The following is a 20,162-nucleotide window of genomic DNA, read 5'->3' as shown; positions in this document are numbered from 1 at the left end:
TTCACCCAAAATAGTGACTGGTGTGGCTGGGCCGGAGACTTACTGATATCGAACGTCTGTAGTATTAGTGGATGCCTGCCTGATCTGCGCAGGGTGTGTTCCCCAGCTGCGTTTTGGTGGCGTGATCGACCTTAAGCCTGGAGTTCGAAAGGTCACGAGCAGAGAAGCGCTTCAGACTCCTTCAACTTCGATCCCATGTTCTGCCAACCATGTCTTGCGCTGTGCGTAGTCAGGCATGACGCGCTCCAGGCGGAGCCAAAATTCTGGGGTGTGATGTGGTTCTTGCAGGTGCACCATCTCATGCACCACCACATACTCCGCAATGGGCTTGGGCAGCAGGATTGTTTTCCAATGGAAATAGAGCTGTGCGCCTTTGCCACAGGAGCCCCAGCGATAGCCCAGATCCTGCACACGCACACCGCTGGGGATCAGATCCATGCGGGCTTGGTGGTTCTTGACGCGTAAGGCCAGCCAGTTGCGGGCATGTTCGCTGTACCAACGGATGAAATGTTCTCGGGCTCGTGGCAGTTCGCTACGCAGCAGGCGGAAGCGACCGGCAGAAAGTTTCAGTGGCACATCCTGCACATCAACCAGTTTGAGACGATAACTTCGCCCCAAGTAAAGAAACCCCTCTCCGTCGACGTATTCCTTGGTGGGGATTGAGCGCTGCAGGCGTTCCTTTTCGGCTAGGCGCGAGTAAATCCAGAAGCTTTTTTCCGCTACGAATTGCCGCAGCGCGTGCTCCTCAACCTCTGGCGGGGCAGACAGAATAAGTGCGCCGTCACGCTCGACAGTGATCTGTAACGTCTTGCGCCGCGCGCTGCGGCGTAGCGTCAGTTGCAGATCGTTTACGGTGAGGGTTTGATTGCTCACAGCTGCATCAACCGTTCATGGCTGGCTCTCGCTTGATCCATCAGGCGGTCAGACAGCACCCCCGCCGTATCGCTATCCACCAAGGGAGGGCGCAGTCGCATCAGGTAATCGAATAGCTGCCCGGCCAGCTCCTCTTGTGCCGCTCGCTTGCGCGGGCTCCAGATATCGCGGTGGCTTTGGAGTTCGCCCACCAACAGATCGACCAGTTCCGCTGTCACATCCTTCAAACGCAGCAGCTCGGCGGGCTTTGGATTGGCGTCGGCACACACCACATCCAGCAGGGTGCGCAGGAAGGGGGCATAGTGCTCGGGCAAATCCAGGGGACTGTAGTCATTGCTCATTTGACCGCTGTGCAGCTCGTTGATGATCTTCTGCATCTGCTCAACCAACTGATCCCACTGCTCGCCCAACGACTTGAGCAGCTCGTTCAGGCGTTCGGACAGCTTGCGATAAAGCACCGGATCTTCATCGGCATGCTTGCGCACATGCGAGCGAATAGCGTGCTCCATCTCTGAGGCCTTGGCGCGGTCGTTGACGCTACGCGACAACTGCTTCTCGAAGTCTGCGTCGGTGAGCTGGATCGGTGGAATCTTCGGGTCTATGCCCAGCGAAATAACGTGATCGTCGATTAGCTTGCGCACCTTGGCGCCGACATCCTTGCCCAGTTGTGGCAGGTCCTTGTAACGCCCGCGTGCACGTGCATGGATATAGGCCAGGCGCTTGGCATCCTTGACGAAGGGCAGGCCCTCGGGACGTGGCAGCACGGTGTCCAATGAGTTGAGGAACGCTTTGAGTTTTACCGCAAATTCGGCGCGCACCTTTTCCGACTCCAGTGCGGCAATGCAGGTTTCGGCATCTTCCAGCGACTCGATGCCCTGGCGACGCAGCACATCCACCACGCGAAGATGACGATCGCGCAGCACCGGGACCTCGTCCTTGATGCTGCTCAGCGCACCTTCGATATCCTCGTCGGCATAGGCTGCCAGGGCTTCGCGCAGGTGGTTGGCGACCCCGTAGTAGTCGACCACGATGCCGCAGCGCTTGCCGAAACCAGTACGGTTGACCCGCGCAATGGCCTGTAGCAGCTCGGCTTCCTTGATTGGCCGGTCAAGGTACATGACTCCTTCGATGGGGGCATCAAAGCCGGTGAGCAACATAGACTTAACGATCAGGAAAGCCAGCGGGTCGGCCTTGCCCGGCTGCTCATGATTCAGGGGCTTCTTGAAGCGCTGGATCAGCAGCTCGTGCTTGCTGCCATCCGTCCAGGTTTTCCACTCGGCCGGATCGTTATTTGAGCCAGAAATAATCGGTGCGAACTCCAGGCAGCGTAGCCTGTCGCGATAGCGCCACGCCTGCACGCGCGCCTGCAGCTTGGGTGGACGCTGGCACAGTGCTTCATCGTCGAGGTCCTTGTCGGCTGCTGGCAACGCTTCGGCCTCGGCCAGCAACTGATCGCGGGCAGCATGCAGCGCGTGGAAATAGCGGATTGCCGCAATCCGGCTATAGGCTACAACCTGCGCCTTGTAGCCATTGGGCAGGATATTGATGACGTAATGTCTGAGGATGTCGCGCGCCTTATCAGCGATCAGCGCGGGGGCATCAAAGATATGGCCCTTGGTGGCGTACTTTCTCTTGATCAGCTCCAGCTCTTCCTGACTGTGTTCGCGGAACAAATCCTCGAACAGTTCATCCAGACTCGCCCCATCTTTCAATGCGCCCTGGGCAGTGCGTCCTTCGTAGAGCACCGGCACTGTTGCGCCATCTGCCTCAGCTTCTTTGATGGTGTATTTGTCGATGAACGCGCCGAAAATTTCGTGGGTGCGTTTCTTATCGCCCATGATGATCGGTGTACCGGTGAAGCCGATGCGCACGCAGTTGGGCAGGCCCGCCAGCAGGTTCGCCTGCAGATCGCCGGCCTGGGTGCGGTGCGCCTCATCAATCAATACCAGAATGCTCTCGTCGTGGTTGAGCACCTCGAATGGTTTGCTGACCAGATAGGGCGCGCGCTTTTCGGCGGCTTTGAGGGATGTCGCAGCTTCCGCAGGGATCAGCGCCTCCCCATCCTCCTGTTCGGGATTGCGATACTTCTGGATGGTGGCGAATACGAGACCGGGGCCTTGGCGACGTGCCAAGGCTTTAACACCCTCGATATTGGAGGCCACCTCCGGCAGTTCACCGCTCAGCGTGGCGGTGGCAGCGAGCTGGTTTTGCAGGTCTTTACGGTCAGTGACCACGATGATCTTGAAGCGGCGCAGCTGTGTATCCGTGCGCATCTTGCGCACCAGAAATACCATCGTCAGACTCTTGCCCGAACCCTGGGTGTGCCAAACGATGCCGCCGCGCTGGTCGCTCTCGCCATGCTCAAGGCGTGTCTGCCCGCGTTTCATACGGATCACCGTGCGGTTTACCGCGCGGTACTGCTGGTAGCGGCAGACCGTCTTGATGGTCTGCCCGCCAACCTGCATAAACAGCATGAAATGCCGGATCAGATCGAGCAGGTGGGCCGGCGTGAGCATGCCAGCCACCAAGCGCTCCTGCTCGGACAGTTTGGCTTTGCCCAACTGCTCGGCTACTGACTGCTCGCTGCCGTTACCCTCCGGGCCAACCACGGTTTTCCATTGGGAGAAATGTCCGAAGCCGGCCCCAATGCAGCCCACCCGTGCTTCGTCGTAGCTACTGGCGACCAGCAGCTGCACGCTAGCGAACAGTGTTTCGTTGCCCTCGTTGTCCTCTACTTCGAAGGCTGCCTTGCGCTGGTTGCTGTAGCGGCGCAATTGATCGACAGCCTCGGCCAGCGGTTCTGGAATGGAGGGGCTCTTGCACTCCACCACCACCAGAGGGATACCGTTCACAAGCAACACCAGATCCGGGACGATAAATTTCTTGCCGCTGTTATAGCCTGGCGGGCAATCCACTCGGAACTGGTTGATCACACTAAAGTGGTTATTGGCCGGGGTGGCCCAGTCGATGTACTGGATGGTCTGGCCACGCCCGCCTTCCCAGCCCGGGAGGCCGTCGACAGTGATGCCTTTGAGCAGCAGCTCAGTGACTGTCTGGTTGGCTTCCATCAGCTTGCCGGCACTCACGCGGGTAATAGCCGCCAATGCTTCGGCAATGCGCTGCTCGTCCAGCCAGGGCTGACCGTCGCGCAGGTTGAGGGCACACAAGCGCTCGGCCAGTGCGGCCCGTTGAATCACTTCACTGAAACTGCTGCGGCCAGTGATGGCCGGGTCGTCGAGGCTGCCCTCGGTATGCTTCCAGTTCAGCCCCTGTAGCTGAGTCACAAAGGGTTTTTCGACGTCATCCAATTCCCAGCCCATGGTTACTCCTTTAATCCAGTTCAGGCGTGTATGGGCTCATACAGGCTCATAGCGGCTCATAGCAGCTCATAGAATTTTTAGCCGAGCTTATAGACCGACCAGCGTCGTTCACCTTGCTGTATCAGTGCGCCCTGGTCTTTCATGCGCTTGAGCAGTTTTGCCGCTTGATCAGGCGAGAGCCGACAAAGATCCATTACTTCAGCGCGCTGAATCTGCCCATGCTGCTGCACGTAGTTCAACACCATCTGCTCATGTTGAATGGATGTGAAGCCTGCCTGGCGGGTATAGCCCGCCTTGTCGCCCACGGCTTGGTACAGACTGGCTGACAGGGTGTAGCTGCGCCCTCGGGTAGAACCGTGGGCCTCGACCAAGCCGGCTTCGGTCAGGGCTTCCAGGGTGCGTTTGGCACTGGCGGTGTCGCGCTGGATCTGTACGGCCAGTTCGTCGGCCGTGACGCGCTTGGTTTCACGCAGGGCGGCCAGGGCGATCAGACTGTCGATGGGCAACTCGGCATTGGTGGCGCGCTCGTGCTCGACTACCAGGCGGCGGAAGTCCAGGTCGGCCTCGGCTGTGGGTAGGCGCAGTACTACGCTTTGGGCGGTGGTGTAACTGTAGTCCGGGGCCGGCCGGCCGAACTTGAGCATGCCGCGGAAAATCTTGTCCACGCCTCGGCCGGAGCGTTCGACCACGCCGACCCGCTTCATGGCATCGGCCAGGGCGGGGTTGCGCGGACGCGGTTCGGTCACCAGCAGGTTGGCCAGGGTCACGCCATCGACCAGACCGCCGGGGTTGCTGACCACCAGAGCATCGTCCTCCAGGCGCACATGCACCGCGCCTCTGCCGTGGTAATCGCGATGCACCAAGGCATTGGCTACGGCTTCGCGGAAGGCGCCGAGGTCAACCTTGGGCACTGGCACGCGGAACAGGCCGACCTGCAGTTCTTCCTCTGGGTTGTAGGGACGGAAGTTGGTTTCCAGCCAGTCCAGTGCTTTGAGCAATGGGAAGCGGCGAAACTCGTTGAAGCGCACTGCCTGCTGGGCCAGCACCTGGAAAGCGAACTCGTGGGTGGGCACCAGTTGGCGCAGGGAGGTTTCCCTTCCGATCAGTAGTAGGCCGGTGAGGGTTGGCACGCGCGAGCCATCGGACTGACGCACGGTGAGCAGCAGCGCGCCGTCGAGGGCTTCGTCGTCCAGTTCCAGCAGCACGCGGTCGCCGCCGTATTGCTGAACCGCCTGGCGCAGACGCTCACGTTCCAGCGGGTCGAGGTCCGCCAGGGTGGCGCCGGCCACCGGCTGGGCGGAGACATCAAGCAGGCCGAAGCTGCTTGCGCGGCTGCTGCGGTCATGGGGCAGCATGGCTATACATTCGGGAGTGCCGTCGTGCTTCAAGCGGCGGCGCAGGTAGACGCCGCTGGTGGTGGCCACCTCGCCGTGGGCCTTAGGTACATGGATGCACGCTATGGTCACGCCGTCCAGGTCGAACGCCTCGGCCTGGACGTTCAGCGACGGCGAGGTGCGCGCTGCGACCATGCCGGCCAAGCCCACCAGCAGACGATGCTCTGCATGGAGGCCGGTGGGTGTGCCGTCGTCCTCGACACCCAGCCATAGCTCGCCGCCCTCGGCGTTGGCCAGACAGACCAGCGCCTCGATCAACTCCCGGTCGGGGAGCTTGCTTCGGTCGCTCTTGAACTCGACGGTGAGGGATTCGCGAGGTGGCAGGCGCTGGGGCATATCAGGCTCCCGGTTGTCCAACAGACTGGTGGACTATTGGTGCAGCAGCCTGCTGCGCAGCCTCCAGCAGCGAGTTGACGCGCACGCGGCCGCTCAGCAGGTCGTCCATCAGGCCTTCTTTTGCAGCAAGTAACTTCTGATGCTGAGCCTCTTCCATAGCGATCTTCCTTTCAAAGGACTCAACTCTTTCAATGATTTGATCTTGTTCCTCAGGCATAGGCCAAGGGAAACGAAGAGCCATCAGAACCGCACTATTAGCCACATCCCTACCGGCTGAATTCACAGTCATCCTGATCTGCTTGCGCACCAGAATGCTGGATGCCAATAGAAGCTGAAGCAGTCGTGGTCGCGCTTTTGCACTGTCGACTGAAATTCGCATGAAGTTAGACGACATGATCCAGCCGCGTTGCTCCTCGGTTATAACAACGGATCGGCCAACATCTGCAACGCGAGAAAAGGCGATATCTCCAGTACACAGCTCAAAGTCCACCAACTGCTTCGCTGTCTTTTCATCAATAAAAAGCAGCTCGCTCTCTATGAAAGCCCCATCGCCAAGTGATCCAATCGTTACAACCGGGCGTCCGCTTTCACGCCAGTGCTCCCCTTTTAGGGAGGAACCGAACGGGCCTGTTCGGATTACGGAGCGGTCCTTTTGAACAGCAGAAGCGAGCCCTGCCACCGTCCATTCTTTGGGAACCCAGCCCAGCGGCGACTCCTTGTAAAGCTGCGGCGCTTCGCTTTGTGGCGGGCGCAGTTGGCCGTTGGCGTCGACACCGCGGGTCAGCAGGTCGTGCAGCAGGCCCTGCTTGATGGCCTTGAGCTTGTCGATCAGCGCCTCGGTTTCGCGGATGGCGGTGTCGAGGGTGTCGAGGATTTGAGCAATCTTACTTTGCTCTTCATATGGAGGAATTTCACAAGCAAAAGCTTCAACCTGCGCGTTCCGTAGGTTGTTAATCGCAGTTCCTGCCAAAGCCAGATCAAGGTTGCTTCGAAAACTGATCGACTGGAAGACGTAAGCCAAAAAGCGGCTGTTTACTGACGCTTGAGGCCGAAAAACCGAGCAAAACGCACCAACAGTGAAGCGTTCATCACTAGCAGTTAAAAGCTGGGCAGATTTTCCGACAAGCGCTTTCGAGCCATTCGACATGCAAACGGCAATATCACCCGGCGTCAGGAACTGGTGATCACTGACAATCCGCTTCGAGACAATTTGGACGTCTTTGACGTTGAGCTGCCCGCCAGAAATATTGTTCGAGCGCAGCAAGGTGACAGTGTCATGCGCTTTGAACTCACGAAGCTGGCCTGCGGAGTAAGTAACGCCACGGTACCCGTTGGCCAACTCGCCTATGGTCCCTCGTCGCCAGTCAGACATACCCCAACCCCTTCAAGAACCGCTCCAACGCCACGGCCGCCGAATCACGCTTGCGCTCAATCTCATTTAGCGTCACCCGGTATTTATCCCACCAATTCTCAAAGGTGGCGACGATTTGCTTGCGCTGCGCGGCGATATAGCGCTCGACGATGGCCTGCATGTCGTTGTGCAGGATGGTCAGCAGCAGTTCGGCTGCTTGCTGCTCGTTCAGCCAGTCGACTGCCTGATTCAATTGGTTGGCGAAGTTCTCCTGCCGGTTTTTGAGCTGTTTCTTCAACTTGGTCAACTCGGCTTTCCAGGCCTTGAGCTGGGCTTCGTCGACGGTGTTTTCTTCGTCATAGGTATCCGTCGCGTTGTCGGCCTCGTCAGCCTCTTCCCCCTTGGTTGGGGACGCGGCCTTGAGCTGACTATCCAGTTCGATCTTTTTTACTTCTAGCTCGGCCAAATCGGCAACAAAATCACCGAGCAGGAATTTCACCAGTTTGTGCTCCAGCGGGCTTTGCTTGCTGGCCTTGTCTTCCAGAGCCGTGATGATGCTGGTCCGCCAAGCGTCGATTACGCCCCGGCTACCGCGAGCCATCAAGCCAAGGAAGTCGTATTTGCTCTGGTACCAGAAGCCGGCGACGATGCCCCGAACCTGGAAGGGGTCGAGCAGGCCGATGCCTTCCAGCGTCTGGCTAAAACTGGCCAGCAGTTCGCCGCGCAACTCGACCAGGGCTGCGCTGTTGTCCAGCTTCCCAGCCAGGGCGGTGACACGCGGGCTGTGTTCGTGCCACCAGCGCTCGAATGCCTCCCGCAACGCGGCTTCCTTGGCCTGCAGTCCGGCATCGCCTTCGATGGCTGGCTTAAGGTCGGCGCGGCGGGTCAGCTCGCTGCGAAAATCTAAATAGTGCGCATCGCGCGCCACGAATAGGTTGTGCGGGTTGAGACCGTGGGCGGTGAACAGCGGAGCTTTCGCTTCGACTTCAGCCTTGGGCACACCGCCCAGCAGGTGGGCACGCACGTCATGTGGCTCGGGTGGTGGTGCGTTATCCACATAGCGGCGAATGTTCAGGCTGTAGTCGTTGGTGCGTAGGGTGGCGATATCCACCACGTCGCTAAGACCGTCGATCCGGCCAAATTCGTCGAAGGCGGTGGTGATCTTCTCGATGTGCTCGGGCAGTAGGTAGTTCTGCGCACGGCCCTCGAAGTACTCGCGGTCGGCGTTGATAAACAGCACCTTGCCCTGGCGCTCGGCAGGCTTGGCGCTGACACGGTTGGCGCCTTCCTGCTTTTGCTGGCGCAGGATGAGGATGCATGCCGGAATGCCGGTGCCATAGAACAGATTGGCCGGCAAGCCGATCACGGCTTCGAGCAGGTCGTTTTCGATAATTCCAGCGCGGATGCCGCGCTCCTCACCGCCCCGGAACAGCACGCCATGGGGCAGTACGGTGGCGATCATGCCTTCGTCACGGGTGACGGCGAGCATGTGCTGGAGGAACATCAGGTCGGCCTTTTTCGAGCCCAGCGGCACTTCGCCGAAACGGAAGCGCTGCTCGCGGAATGTCGGGTTCCAGGCCAGGCTGCCATCCGGGCTTTTCTCGGTATGGCCCCAGTTGATGGAAAACGGTGGGTTGGTGAGGATGCGGTCGAAGCGGCGCAGTTCTCCGCCCTCGATATGCCGAGGGTCGGCCAGGGTATCTTCGTTCTCCAGCCAGGCGTTGCTGATGCCGTGCAGCAGCATGTTCATCTGCGCGATGGACCAGACGGTGCCGTTGAATTCCTGGCCGAACAGGTTGGCCTTGCGGCCGTCTTCGCCGTGCTCTTCCATATATTCCTTGGCTGCGATCAACATACCCCCTGAGCCACAGCAGGGGTCATAGACATCGTGAGCCAGGGTCGGCTTGAGCAGGTGCACCATCAGCCGCACAACAGAGCGCGGCGTATAGAATTCACCACCTTTCTTGCCGGCCGAGTCGGCGAACTCGGCGATCAGGTACTCGTAGGCTGCGCCGAGTAGATCAGGGAATTCGAAGTCACTGTTGCGCAGGCGCACGTCACCGAAGTGGGTGATGAGTTGGCGCAGCTTTTGATCGGAAATCTTGCTCTGGCCTACCTTGCGGGTGAAGTCGATGTGCTCCAGTACCCCTTCCAGGGAGACGTTATTTTCCTCAATGCCACCCAGCGCCTTGTTGAGCAGGTTGCCGACGTTGATGTGCGCTTCGTTGAGCAAATATTTGAAGCGCGAATGGCTGGGCACCCAAAAATTACCGTCACGCTTGTACCAGCGCGGGTTTTCCGCCGTGACAAAGGCTTCGGCCTTGCTCTTGCCGGCGTTTATCGCATCGGCAACGACCTGCTCATAGCGCTCATCGAATACGTCGGAGCAGCGCTTGAGGAACAGCATGCCAAAAATGTATTCCTTGAATTCCGAGGCATCCATCTTGCCGCGCAGAATATCGGCAGCCTTGAACAGATGGCGTTCCAGTTGTTGCAGCGTGAGGGGCATTGCGGAATCTCTTGTGGACATTCAGGAGCGGATGCCGATCCTGATGGTATTAAATGCCGGGGATTGTATCCCAATCCAAGCTCGGCACTGAGCAGTCTCGGTTGTACGGGGGGCAGGTTGGGTGGCGCAAGACAGGATGCCCGGATGCTTAAGCTTAAATGCCGTCGCTGCGAAGACAAGTAAAGATCTCAGACATTAAAAAGCCGGCTTATGGCCGGCTTCTCGTTGACTGATTCAGTTCGTTTTTGACAAACCTTACCAGCCTTCAAAACGTACATCCGGCTCTTGCGGCCGGCTGTGGGACTTGGTCAGAAAGTGATCTGCCTTGTCAGTGCGAGGCGTGGGCTCGCAAATGTGGGGCGCAGGATACGCGGGTTTTCTTCGGAATCCCAGTAGTAAGTGGTGTGGAATCATTGGGTTAGCGGAATGCAGGTAAAAAGCATGGGCTGCTGCGCAGCCCAGCGGGAGCAAGCTCCCTCGCCACGGGGGAGCTGTGTTGGTAGGAGCCGCGTGGGTCAATCGAACACCTGCGGTCGTTTTTTCGAGAGGGTGGACCACCAGAAGACCCAGCCGATCACGCGGATGTGCTGGGCTTCGATCTGTTCGGCGCTGAAGACTTCGTCGGGGTAGGCGGCGCTGTTCTGGCTGCGTAGGCGCAGTCGGTTGCCGGGGATGCGGTGCAGGTATTTGATGCGGAGCATGCCGTCGTGTTCGAGGGCGTAGATCTGGCCGTCGACGACTTGGGTCAGGCCGCGGTCGATGGCGACGGTGGAACCGTCTTCGATGCGTTCGGCCATGCTGTCGCCGACCATGGTGATGCAAATGACGTCGTTGGGGTTGATGTCGAGGGATTCGAGGTGGCTGCGGGGCAGACGGATGGACTGGTCGGGGTCTTCGATGATGTGCGTTGTGGTTTCGCCGGGGGCGATGGGTGCTTCCTTGTGGAAGGGCAGCTCAATGTCGAGGGTTTCCGGCACGCTGTAGACGCCCTGGGTTTCCGCGGCGTCGTAGGTAATGCCCGGGCCGAGCCCCAACGGGGTTTGCGGGCCTTCACCGCTGGCGAGCCATTCAGGGCTGACGGTCAGCATGCGGGCAATGTTGTGGATGCGCCCCGGCGGGATGCCGCGGTTGAACCAGTTGTTTACGTGCTGCGACTTCACGCCGTAAAGCCTGGCGAAGTCGACAGATCGGATGTTGGCTTCTTTGAGAAGGGCTCTGAAGCGATCGCCGCTGGATATGATTTTCATAAACGGAAAGTTTAGGGTCGACAGTGTTTTCAGCAATAAACATGTCGTTCCGATTTATAAGATGATCTTTCCGTTTGCGTGAATGGAACTAGGCAAGTTAAACATAAATAAACAACTGCGCGGCCTTGTTAATACTTTCACGTATTAAGCGGCATTAAGGCATAAAAAAACCCCGGTGCATACCGGGGTTCTTTTACTTGCAGTTTCAGCCCTTGTAGGCGGCAACCGACTTGGTGATCGCTTCGCGGGCGGCGTCGGCGCCGGCCCAGCCTTCGATCTTGACCCACTTGCCTTTTTCGAGGTCTTTGTAGTTCTCGAAGAAGTGTTCGATCTGCTGGATCAGCAGGGCTGGCAGGTCGGTGTATTCCTTCACGTCGACATACAGTTGCGACAGTTTGTCGTGTGGTACTGCGATGACTTTGGCATCGCCGCCGCCGTCGTCGGTCATGTTCAGGATGCCGACAGGACGGGCGCGGATGACCGAGCCTGGCGCAACCGGGTAAGGGGTCACGACCAGTACGTCGAGGGGGTCGCCGTCGTCGGCCAGGGTGTTGGGGATGTAACCGTAGTTGGCCGGGTAGAACATCGGGGTGGCCATGAAACGGTCAACGAACAGGCAATCGCTGTCTTTGTCGATTTCGTATTTGATCGGGGCGTGGTTGGCCGGGATTTCGATCGCGACGTAGATGTCGTTCGGCAGGTCTTTGCCAGCCGGAATCTTGCTGTAGCTCATTGGGCGGTGCCCCCGTTAGTTGACCAGATGACTGGTCGGATTGACCAAAAAGTGGCGGCGATTATAGGCATATTCGGCCGCTGATGCCACGCTACCAGGGTCTTAGGCTTTGTACGAAAAGTGCCTGCGCGACGATCATGCTGCGTTGAAAACAGGCTCGGAATGCTCATTGACAACCAGTCAACTCCGCTTCCTCGCCTGTTTTCGCCTTGCCTGATCGCCGCTCGGCGACTTTTCGTACAAACCCTAGAGACCTTAGTATGACGCCTGATAGACCGGATCTTCGGCCTGAAGTTGCCGCAGCCGGGCCAACGGGTCCTGGCGGTAGAACGCCTTGAGCTGTTCGTACACCTTTGGGTAGGCCTGATGCAGCAGGTCCGGGGCGCTGAAGAAATACTCGCTGGTGACGGCGAAGAACTCCGCCGGGTTTTCCGCCGCGTAGGGATCGATGGCGGTTTCTGCGTCGGGGTTCAGGTCCAGTTGGCGGTTGAGGTCGTCGAAGGCCTCTTGCATGGCTTGCGCCCAGTCGCTGACGCGCATGTCGGCGTGCAGCGGCGGCAGGCCGTTGGCGTCGCCGTTGAGCATGTCGAGTTTGTGCGCCAGTTCGTGGATCACCAGGTTGTAGCCTTCCCAGCCGCCGCTCGCCATCACGCCGTCCCAGGCCAGGATGATCGGGCCCTGGGGCCAGGCTTCGCCGCTGTGTTCGCCGTCCCATTCGTGCTCGATGCCGCTGGCGTCGCGGTAGCGCTGGGGGCTGAGGAAGTCGTCCGGGTAGAGGACGATTTCGTGGAAGCCCTGGTACCAGTTCAATTCGCCGAGGTGCATCAGCGGCAATTGTGCCTGGGCGGCAAGCAACAGGCGTTGTTCCTGGTGCAGTTCGACGCCGGGCAGGGCGGTGAGGTGTTTGTCGTGCAGGAACAGCACGCTGGCGTCACGCAGCCATCGGTCTTCCTCGGCGCTGATGCCGTCGAGAAAGCTCAGTTGATGACGCACCCGCTGCCAGGTTTCGTCGGCAACGGGGTGTTTGGCCAGGGTGCGGCGGCGACGCCAAGTGCTGAGAGACCACATGGCCGATCAGCGCGTCTCGGCTTTCGAGCCGCGCTGGCTCATTTTGCTGCGTACCAGGCCGATGATCATCGGCAGCAGCGACAGCAGGATGATGCCCACTACCAGCAGCGACAGGTTCTGCTTGATGAAGGGCACGTTGCCGAAGAAGTAGCCGAGGGTCACCAGGCCACCGACCCAGAGCACAGTGCCGAGGACGCTGAAGCCGAAGAAACGCGGGTAGGGCATTCTGCCGACGCCGGCGACGAAGGGCGCGAAGGTGCGGATGATTGGCAGGAAGCGCGCTAGCGTTACGGTCTTGCCGCCGTGTTTGTCGTAGAAGTCGTGGGTCTGTTGCAAGTAGTCGCGGCGGAAGATTTTCGAGTTCGGGTTGCTGAACAGCTTCTCGCCGGCGGTGCGACCAATGAGGTAGTTGGTGCTGTCGCCGAGGATGGCCGCAAGCATCAACAGCCCTCCTAGCAGCAGCGGGTCCATGGCGCCACCGGCTGCCACCGCGCCGGCGATGAACAACAGGGAATCGCCTGGCAGGAACGGCATTACCACCAGGCCGGTTTCACAGAAGATCACCAGGAACAGGATGGCGTAGATCCACGTCCCGTAGTTGGTCACGAGCATGTCGAGGTAGACGTCGAGATGCAGAATGAGGTCGAGGGGGTTGAAATCCATGAATGACACCTTGGTGGCGGCCCGGCTCGGCGGGCTAGTGGGTCTGGCTTGGAGTAAGACTACAGCGTGTGCAGCTTTTTCTTACAAGCCGGGAAGATCGGAATTATACGGGGTGGAGGGTGATGAGCGGGGGGAGTTTGTAGCTGGGGATGTCTGGGGAATGGCTGGGTAAGACGTCGGCCGCTTTTGTGGCGAGGGAGCAAGCTCCCTCGCCACAAGGGGTCTGCAGAGGGATCAAAGCCCTTCGCTGATCGGCAACACGTAGTTCTTGAACTCGGTGTCTTCCTTGAAGCCGATCGATTCGTAGGTTTTCTGCGCCACGTCGTTGTTGCTGCTGGTGGAGACGCGCATGCGCACGGCGTTGGTTTCCTTGGCCATTTTTTTTGCGGTGCGGATCAGGTTGTCGGCGACGAGCTGGCGGCGGGCGTCTTCGGCGACGTAGATGTCGTTGAGGATCCAGACGCGCTTGAGCGACAGCGACGAATAGCTTGGGTAGAGCTGGCAGAACCCCAGTAACCGGCTGTCGTCGTCATCCGGCAGGGCCAGGTAGATCACCGATTCCTTGCGGCGCAGGCGTTTTTCGAGGAACGCCCGGGACGAGTCCGGATAGGGCAGCGAGCCATAGAACTCCCGGTATTTGACGAACAATGGGGTCAGCAGGTCCAGGTGTTCCAGCGTCGCTTGGATAATCCGCATGGTAGGTCTCGTCTGCAAGGGTCGACATGGCGTCCGACAACAACGGCGGACTACCGTGCCAAGATGCTGCCTGAAAGCGGATCAAAAACGCAATTGGCCAAACGGATCAGCTTGGGGGCGGCGCCAGTAGGAAATTACCTTTCATATCGGCACCGTTTTCCGCCTCTAGAGTGTGAACCTGGGCTTCGTCCTTCAGATTGACCCCCGAAAGCTGCCGGCGGCAGGCCTCGCGCATCAGGTAGATCAGGCGATGGGCCGCCATGCCGTAGCTCAGGCCTTCGAGGCGGACATTGGAAATGCAGTTGCGATAGGCATCGTTCAGGCCAACCTTGGGAGCGTAGGTAAAATAAAGTCCCAGGCTGTCGGGGGAGCTGAGGCCGGGGCGTTCGCCGATCAGGATCACCGACATCTTGGCGCCGAGCCGTTCGGCCACTTCATCGGCCACGGCCACCCGGCCTTGTTCCACCAAAACGATTGGCGACACAGACCAGCCTTCAGCGGTGATCTGTTCTTCCAGCCGCGCCAGGAACGGCAGCGTATGGCGATGCACCGCCAGCGCCGACAGGCCGTCAGCCACCACGATAGCCAAATCCACGCCGCCCGGATGGGCCGCCGCGTAGTCCTGCAGGATCTGTACGGAAGCATCGTCGAGCCGTCGGCCCAGGTCCGGACGCTGCAGATAGCTGTTTCGATCTGCCGCCGCGCTGTGAAGCAACAGGCTTTCGTGGCCGCGCTCCGTGAGTTGTGCACGGATGCCCTGGTGATCGAACGCCAGGTGCACGGCGTCGCGGGCCTGGGCGTGGGCGAACTGGAAGTCCAGTTGCGCCGAGGTCGGCAGGCTGGTGCCGGTGCGGCCCAGGGCGATGCGTGCCGGGGTCAGGTTGCGCAGATTCAGCCAGGGGTTTTGTGGCTCGACAGGTTTTTTATCCATGGGCAACTCACTCATAAATGCAGCTCATCCCAAATGCGCCAAGGCGTGACGAAACGCCGGCGGCAGGTTGTCACCGAACCGCACCCGACCATCGGCCTGGGTGAAGATGCCCATGTTCGCCAGCCATTGCTCGAATTCCGGCGCCGGTTTCAGGCCCAGGGTCTGGCGGGCGTAGAGGGCGTCGTGGAACGAGGTGGTCTGGTAGTTGAGCATGATGTCGTCGGAGCCGGGGATGCCCATGATGAAGTTGATCCCGGCCACGCCCAGCAGGGTCAGCAGGGTGTCCATGTCGTCCTGGTCGGCTTCGGCGTGGTTGGTGTAGCAGATGTCGCAACCCATCGGCACGCCCAGGAGCTTGCCGCAGAAATGATCTTCGAGGCCGGCGCGGATGATCTGTTTGCCGTTGTACAGGTATTCCGGGCCGATGAAGCCGACCACGGTGTTCACCAGGAACGGGTTGAAATGGCGCGCCACGGCGTAGGCTCGGGTCTCGCAGGTCTGTTGATCGACGCCGTGGTGGGCGTTGGCCGACAGCGCGCTGCCCTGGCCGGTTTCGAAATACATCAGGTTGTTGCCGAGGGTGCCGCGCTTCAGGCTGAGCCCGGCTTCGTAGCCTTCTTTTAACAGGCTCAGGCTGATGCCGAAACTGGCGTTGGCCGCTTCGGTGCCGGCGATGGACTGGAACACCAGATCCAGCGGCACGCCGCGGTTTGCCGCCTCGATGGAGGTGGTGACGTGGGTCAGCACGCAGCCTTGGGTCGGGATGTCGTAGCGCTGGATGATGGCGTCGAGCATTTCCAGCATCGCGCAGATCGAGGCCGTGCTGTCGGTGGCCGGGTTGATGCCGATCATGGCGTCGCCATTGCCGAAGAGCAGGCCGTCGAGGATGCTCGCGGCGATGCCGGCGGGTTCGTCGGTAGGATGGTTCGGTTGCAGGCGAGTGGACAGGCGCCCGCGCAGGCCAAGGGTGCCGCGGAACTTGGTGACCACGCGGATTTTCTGTGCAACCAGTACCAGGTCCTGCACGCGCATGATCTTCGAGACGGCGGCGACCATTTCCGGCGTCAGCCCGGGAGCCAGCGCCCGCAGGCTGTGTTCGTCGGCGGCGTCGCTGAGGAGCCAGTCGCGAAAGCCGCCGACCGTGAGGTGGCTGACGGCGGCGAAGGCTTGTTTGTCATGGGTGTCGACGATCAGCCGGGTGACCTCGTCGGCCTCGTAGGGAATCAGCATTTCCTGCAGGAAATGGCTAAGTGGCAAGTCGGCCAAGGCCATTTGCGCGGCCACCCGCTCGCCATCGTTGAGCGCGGCGATCTCGGCCAGGAAGTCCCCGGAACGCGCCGGGCTGGCCTTGGCCATCAGGTCTTTGAGGCTGTCGAAGCGGTAGGTCTGGGCGCCGACCGTGTGTGCAAAGCTGGCCATACAGGTTCTCCGTGACGGCGCCGCTGGGCGGCGCCGTGGTTTTCGGCACGTTACGGCTTAGTGCAGGGCTTCTTCGGCTTTTTGAATGGCCGCGAATTCCTCTTCGGGCGTGCCTGCTACCAAGTGATGCCGACTGTAGAAAGCAAAGTAAGCAATTAACACTCCATAGATGATCGCGGCGCCGATCACCACTCGTGGGTCCACCAGGAAGCCCGCCACTACGGCGATGCAAGCCAATACCAGCGCCACGCCCGAGGTGAAGATCCCGCCCGGCGTGCGGTACGGCCGGTCCATTTTGGGGCGGCGGATGCGCAGGGTGATGTGCGCGGCCATCATCAGCACGTAGGAGATGGTCGCGCCGAACACCGCCACCAGAATCAGCAGGTCGCCCTGGCCGGTCAGGGACAAGCCGAAACCGATGATGCCGGGAATCACCAGTGCCAACACCGGTGCTTTGCTTTTATTGGTTTCCGAGAGTTTGCGCGGCAGGTAGCCGGCGCGGGACAAGGCGAAGATCTGCCGCGAGTAGGCATAAATGATCGAGAAGAAACTGGCGATCAGACCGGCCAGGCCGACGAGGTTGACGAAGCTGCCCATCCAGGTCGAGCCGCCATAGGCCTTGGCCAGGGCTTCCACCAGTGGGTTGCCCGAGGTCATCAGCGCGTTGGAGCCGGCGCCGCCGGGGCCGATCACCAGGATCAGCAGGGCGAACGCCACCAGCACCAGCATGGCGCCAATCAGGCCACGTGGCAGGTCGCGCTTGGGGTTCTTGGTTTCTTCAGCGGCCAGTGGCACGCCCTCGACGGCGAGGAAAAACCAGATCGCGTAAGGGATCGCCGCCCAGACGCCGACGTAGCCGAACGGCAGGAACGGGCTGGCGCCCTTGGCCTCGGTGACCGGGATGTCCAGCAGGTTGGCGACGTTGAAGTGCGGCACCATCGCCACCAGGAAAACCCCCAGCGCCAAGGCGGCGACAGCAGTGATGATGAACATTAGCTTGAGGGCTTCGCCGACCCCGAATATGTGGATGGCGATGAAGATGATGTAGAACGCCAGGTAGATCATCCAGCCACCAATCCCGAACAACGATTGGCAATACGCGCCGATGAACACGGCAATCGCCGCCGGGGCGATGGCGTACTCGATCAGGATCGCCGTGCCGGTGAGAAATCCGCCCCAGGGCCCGAATGCGCTGCGGGCAAAGCCGTAGCCGCCGCCTGCGGTGGGGATCATCGAGGACAGTTCGGCGAGGGAAAAACACATGCACAGGTACATCGCGGCCATCAGCAGCGTGGCGAGGAACATCCCGCCCCAACCGCCCTGGGCCAGGCCGAAGTTCCAGCCGGCGTAGTCGCCGGAGATGACATATGCCACCCCCAGTCCCACGAGCAGGACCCAGCCTGCCGCGCCTTTTTTCAGCTCGCGTTGTTGGAAATATTCGGAGCCGACTTTTTCAAAGTCGACCGAGGACGTTGCCGGTTGCGGGTTTGCATGATCGCTTGGCATAAGGGTTTACCTGTTTTTATTGTTTTTTGGCCCTGTTGGAGCGGGGCTGCTCTTGGAACCGGTGTGTTGCATGCAGCATGGATGCAAGCTGGACCGCCGCCTTCGCAAGCAGGCTCGCTCCCACTGGTTGCGTGTACAAAACAACTTCTGTGGGAGCGAGCCTGCTCGCGAAAGCAATCCAGAGGGCGAAGCAGGAAAGCCTGTCTCGCCCTCTCTGGCTTAGAAGAACCCCAACGGATTGATGTCGTAGCTCACCAGCAGATTCTTGGTTTGCTGGTAATGATCGAGCATCATCTTGTGCGTCTCACGCCCCACGCCAGACTTCTTGTAGCCGCCAAACGCCGCATGCGCCGGGTACAGGTGGTAGCAGTTGGTCCAGACGCGTCCGGCCTTGATCGCCCGGCCCATGCGGTAGGCGCGGTTGATGTCGCGGGTCCAGAGGCCGGCGCCGAGGCCGAACTCGGTGTCGTTGGCGATCGCCAGGGCTTCGGCTTCATCCTTGAAGGTGGTGATGCTCACCACCGGGCCGAAGATTTCTTCCTGGAACACGCGCATCTTGTTGGTGCCCTTGAGCAGGGTCGGCTGGATGTAATAACCGCTGGCCAGGTTGCCTTCGAGTTTTTCCACCTTGCCGCCGGTCAGCAGCTCGGCGCCTTCGCCCCGGGCGATTTCCAGATAAGACAGGATCTTGTCGAATTGCTGCTCGGACGCCTGGGCGCCGACCATGGTGTCGGTGTCCAGCGGGTCGCCGCGCTTGATCTGCTGGATCTTCTTCATCACCACTTGCATGAATTCGTCGTAGATCGACTCTTGCACCAGCGCCCGGGATGGGCAGGTGCAGACTTCACCCTGGTTGAAGAACGCCAGCACCAGGCCTTCGGCGGCTTTTTCGATGAAGCTCGGCTCGGCCTGCATGATGTCTTCGAAGAAGATGTTCGGCGACTTGCCGCCCAGTTCCACGGTGGACGGGATGATGTTTTCGGCGGCGCATTTCATGATGTGCGAGCCGACCGGTGTCGAGCCGGTGAAGGCGATCTTGGCGATGCGCTTGCTGGTGGCGAGGGCTTCGCCGGCTTCCTTGCCGAAACCTTGCACCACGTTCAGCACGCCCGGCGGCAGCAGGTCGCCGATCAGCTCCATCAGCACGCAGATGCCCAGCGGGGTCTGTTCGGCGGGCTTGAGCACCACGCAGTTGCCGGCGGCCAGGGCCGGCGCGAGCTTCCAGGCGGCCATCAGCAGCGGGAAGTTCCACGGGATGATCTGCCCGACCACGCCCAGCGGTTCATGGATGTGATAGGCCACGGTGTTGCCGTCGATCTCGGCGGCGGCGCCTTCCTGGGCCCGCAGGCAACCGGCGAAGTAGCGGAAGTGGTCGGCGGCCAGGGGGATGTCGGCGTTGAGGGTTTCACGCACGGCCTTGCCGTTGTCCCAGGATTCGGTGATCGCCAGGGTTTCGAGGTTCTGTTCGATGCGGTCGGCGATTTTCAGCAGGATCAGCGAGCGCGCCTGGACCGACGTGGCGCCCCAGGCATCAGCGGCCGCGTGGGCAGCGTCGAGGGCTTTGTCGATATCTTCGGCGGTGGAACGCGGAAATTCTGCAATGGGCTGGCCATTGACCGGGGAAGTGTTGGTGAAGTACTGACCTTTGACAGGCGCGACGAACTCGCCGCCGATGTAGTTACCGTATTTGGCCTTGAACGAAACGATAGCGCCTTCAGTACCGGGGTGAGCGTAACGCATGATGAGTTCTCCTTGGCTTTTGTGCTTATTAGGGAGCCGCGCAAAAAACGCGCTGGTACTCAAGCCTAGAGCAAAGGTCGGGCCATTGCCTTGTGGGGCCCGGAAATCAAGACTTTGGGAGGAGCTGGTCGGACAAACGGAGGGGCTGTGTCACGGTTGCGATACGGCGGGTGTGACAGTTTGTGCCATGGTTGAGACGGTCTGTGACCGACAGGTCGCGCCAGCATTGCAAAGGTCGGTGGGCTGGAGGATGCTGGCGTCGAAGCCAAGTCTATGGACGGACCGCTTTTCGTGGCGAGGGAGCTTGCTCCCGCTGGACCGCGAAGCGGTCCCCCCCAAAGCCAACTCGGTCAGCCTGATGCACCGCGTGCTCAGG

At 60.2% G+C, this 20,162-nt stretch carries 14 protein-coding genes; all 14 read right to left on the bottom strand.

All coding sequences use genetic code 11. The features are described 5' to 3' along the window. Positions 1–171: 171 nt before the first annotated feature. The 14 genes from J3P91_RS24075 to exaC all read right to left on the bottom strand — a co-directional run bounded on the left by J3P91_RS24075 (position 172) and on the right by exaC (position 19,786). On the bottom strand, positions 172–873 hold the full coding sequence (locus J3P91_RS24075; RefSeq protein ID WP_434601935.1) for a M48 family metallopeptidase: 702 nt from the start codon (positions 871–873) through the stop codon (positions 172–174). Next, positions 870–4,193, bottom strand: a complete 3,324-nt coding sequence (locus J3P91_RS24070; RefSeq protein WP_434601934.1) for a type I restriction endonuclease subunit R — start codon at positions 4,191–4,193, stop codon at positions 870–872. Before J3P91_RS24070 ends, J3P91_RS24075 begins: the two co-directional genes overlap by 4 nt. 77 nt (positions 4,194–4,270) lie before the next feature. Next, a complete protein-coding gene (locus J3P91_RS24065) occupies positions 4,271–5,923 on the bottom strand; it encodes an ATP-binding protein (RefSeq protein ID WP_434601933.1) in 1,653 nt (550 codons plus the stop codon). 1 nt (position 5,924) lies between these two features. Then, a complete protein-coding gene (locus J3P91_RS24060; RefSeq protein WP_434601932.1) occupies positions 5,925–7,295 on the bottom strand; it encodes a restriction endonuclease subunit S in 1,371 nt (456 codons plus the stop codon). Beyond that, positions 7,288–9,783: an N-6 DNA methylase gene (locus J3P91_RS24055; protein WP_434601931.1), complete on the bottom strand. Its 2,496-nt coding sequence runs from the start codon at positions 9,781–9,783 to the stop codon at positions 7,288–7,290. Before J3P91_RS24055 ends, J3P91_RS24060 begins: the two co-directional genes overlap by 8 nt. A 515-nt stretch (positions 9,784–10,298) precedes the next feature. Continuing rightward, positions 10,299–11,030, bottom strand: coding sequence for a LexA family transcriptional regulator (locus tag J3P91_RS24050; protein WP_434601930.1), 732 nt, complete (start codon positions 11,028–11,030; stop codon positions 10,299–10,301). Between the two features lie 205 nt (positions 11,031–11,235). Then, entirely contained in the window at positions 11,236–11,763 is a 528-nt protein-coding gene (ppa, locus tag J3P91_RS24045) for an inorganic diphosphatase (protein WP_024780093.1), read from the bottom strand. Between the two features lie 255 nt (positions 11,764–12,018). Then, complete coding sequence (locus tag J3P91_RS24040; protein WP_434571575.1) at positions 12,019–12,831, bottom strand: zinc-dependent peptidase; 813 nt, start codon at positions 12,829–12,831, stop codon at positions 12,019–12,021. Positions 12,832–12,837: 6 nt separating this feature from the next. Further along, positions 12,838–13,494 carry a DedA family protein gene (locus tag J3P91_RS24035; protein ID WP_305498554.1) on the bottom strand — a complete coding sequence of 219 codons (657 nt, stop codon included), beginning with the start codon at positions 13,492–13,494 and terminating at the stop codon, positions 12,838–12,840. Positions 13,495–13,728: 234 nt separating this feature from the next. Then, positions 13,729–14,190 carry a GNAT family N-acetyltransferase gene (locus J3P91_RS24030; protein ID WP_186641436.1) on the bottom strand — a complete coding sequence of 154 codons (462 nt, stop codon included), beginning with the start codon at positions 14,188–14,190 and terminating at the stop codon, positions 13,729–13,731. A 106-nt stretch (positions 14,191–14,296) separates the two neighbouring features. Next, positions 14,297–15,121 (bottom strand): ethanolamine ammonia-lyase subunit EutC, encoded by an 825-nt coding sequence (eutC, locus tag J3P91_RS24025; protein ID WP_434574086.1) that lies wholly within the window; start codon positions 15,119–15,121, stop codon positions 14,297–14,299. A 24-nt stretch (positions 15,122–15,145) separates the two neighbouring features. Beyond that, positions 15,146–16,540: an ethanolamine ammonia-lyase subunit EutB gene (locus J3P91_RS24020; protein ID WP_434601929.1), complete on the bottom strand. Its 1,395-nt coding sequence runs from the start codon at positions 16,538–16,540 to the stop codon at positions 15,146–15,148. A 57-nt stretch (positions 16,541–16,597) separates the two neighbouring features. Then, positions 16,598–18,046 (bottom strand): ethanolamine permease, encoded by a 1,449-nt coding sequence (gene eat / locus J3P91_RS24015; protein ID WP_434601928.1) that lies wholly within the window; start codon positions 18,044–18,046, stop codon positions 16,598–16,600. A gap of 219 nt (positions 18,047–18,265) precedes the next feature. Beyond that, positions 18,266–19,786 carry an acetaldehyde dehydrogenase ExaC gene (gene exaC, locus J3P91_RS24010; RefSeq protein WP_305498559.1) on the bottom strand — a complete coding sequence of 507 codons (1,521 nt, stop codon included), beginning with the start codon at positions 19,784–19,786 and terminating at the stop codon, positions 18,266–18,268. Between the last annotated feature and the right edge of the window lie 376 nt (positions 19,787–20,162).

Origin of the sequence: Pseudomonas sp. Z4-7 (assembly GCF_051131965.1) — a bacterium.
Taxonomy (GTDB): domain Bacteria; phylum Pseudomonadota; class Gammaproteobacteria; order Pseudomonadales; family Pseudomonadaceae; genus Aquipseudomonas.
Note: the sequence above shows the minus strand (reverse complement) of the source record. Positions and strands in the feature narration are given on the sequence as shown.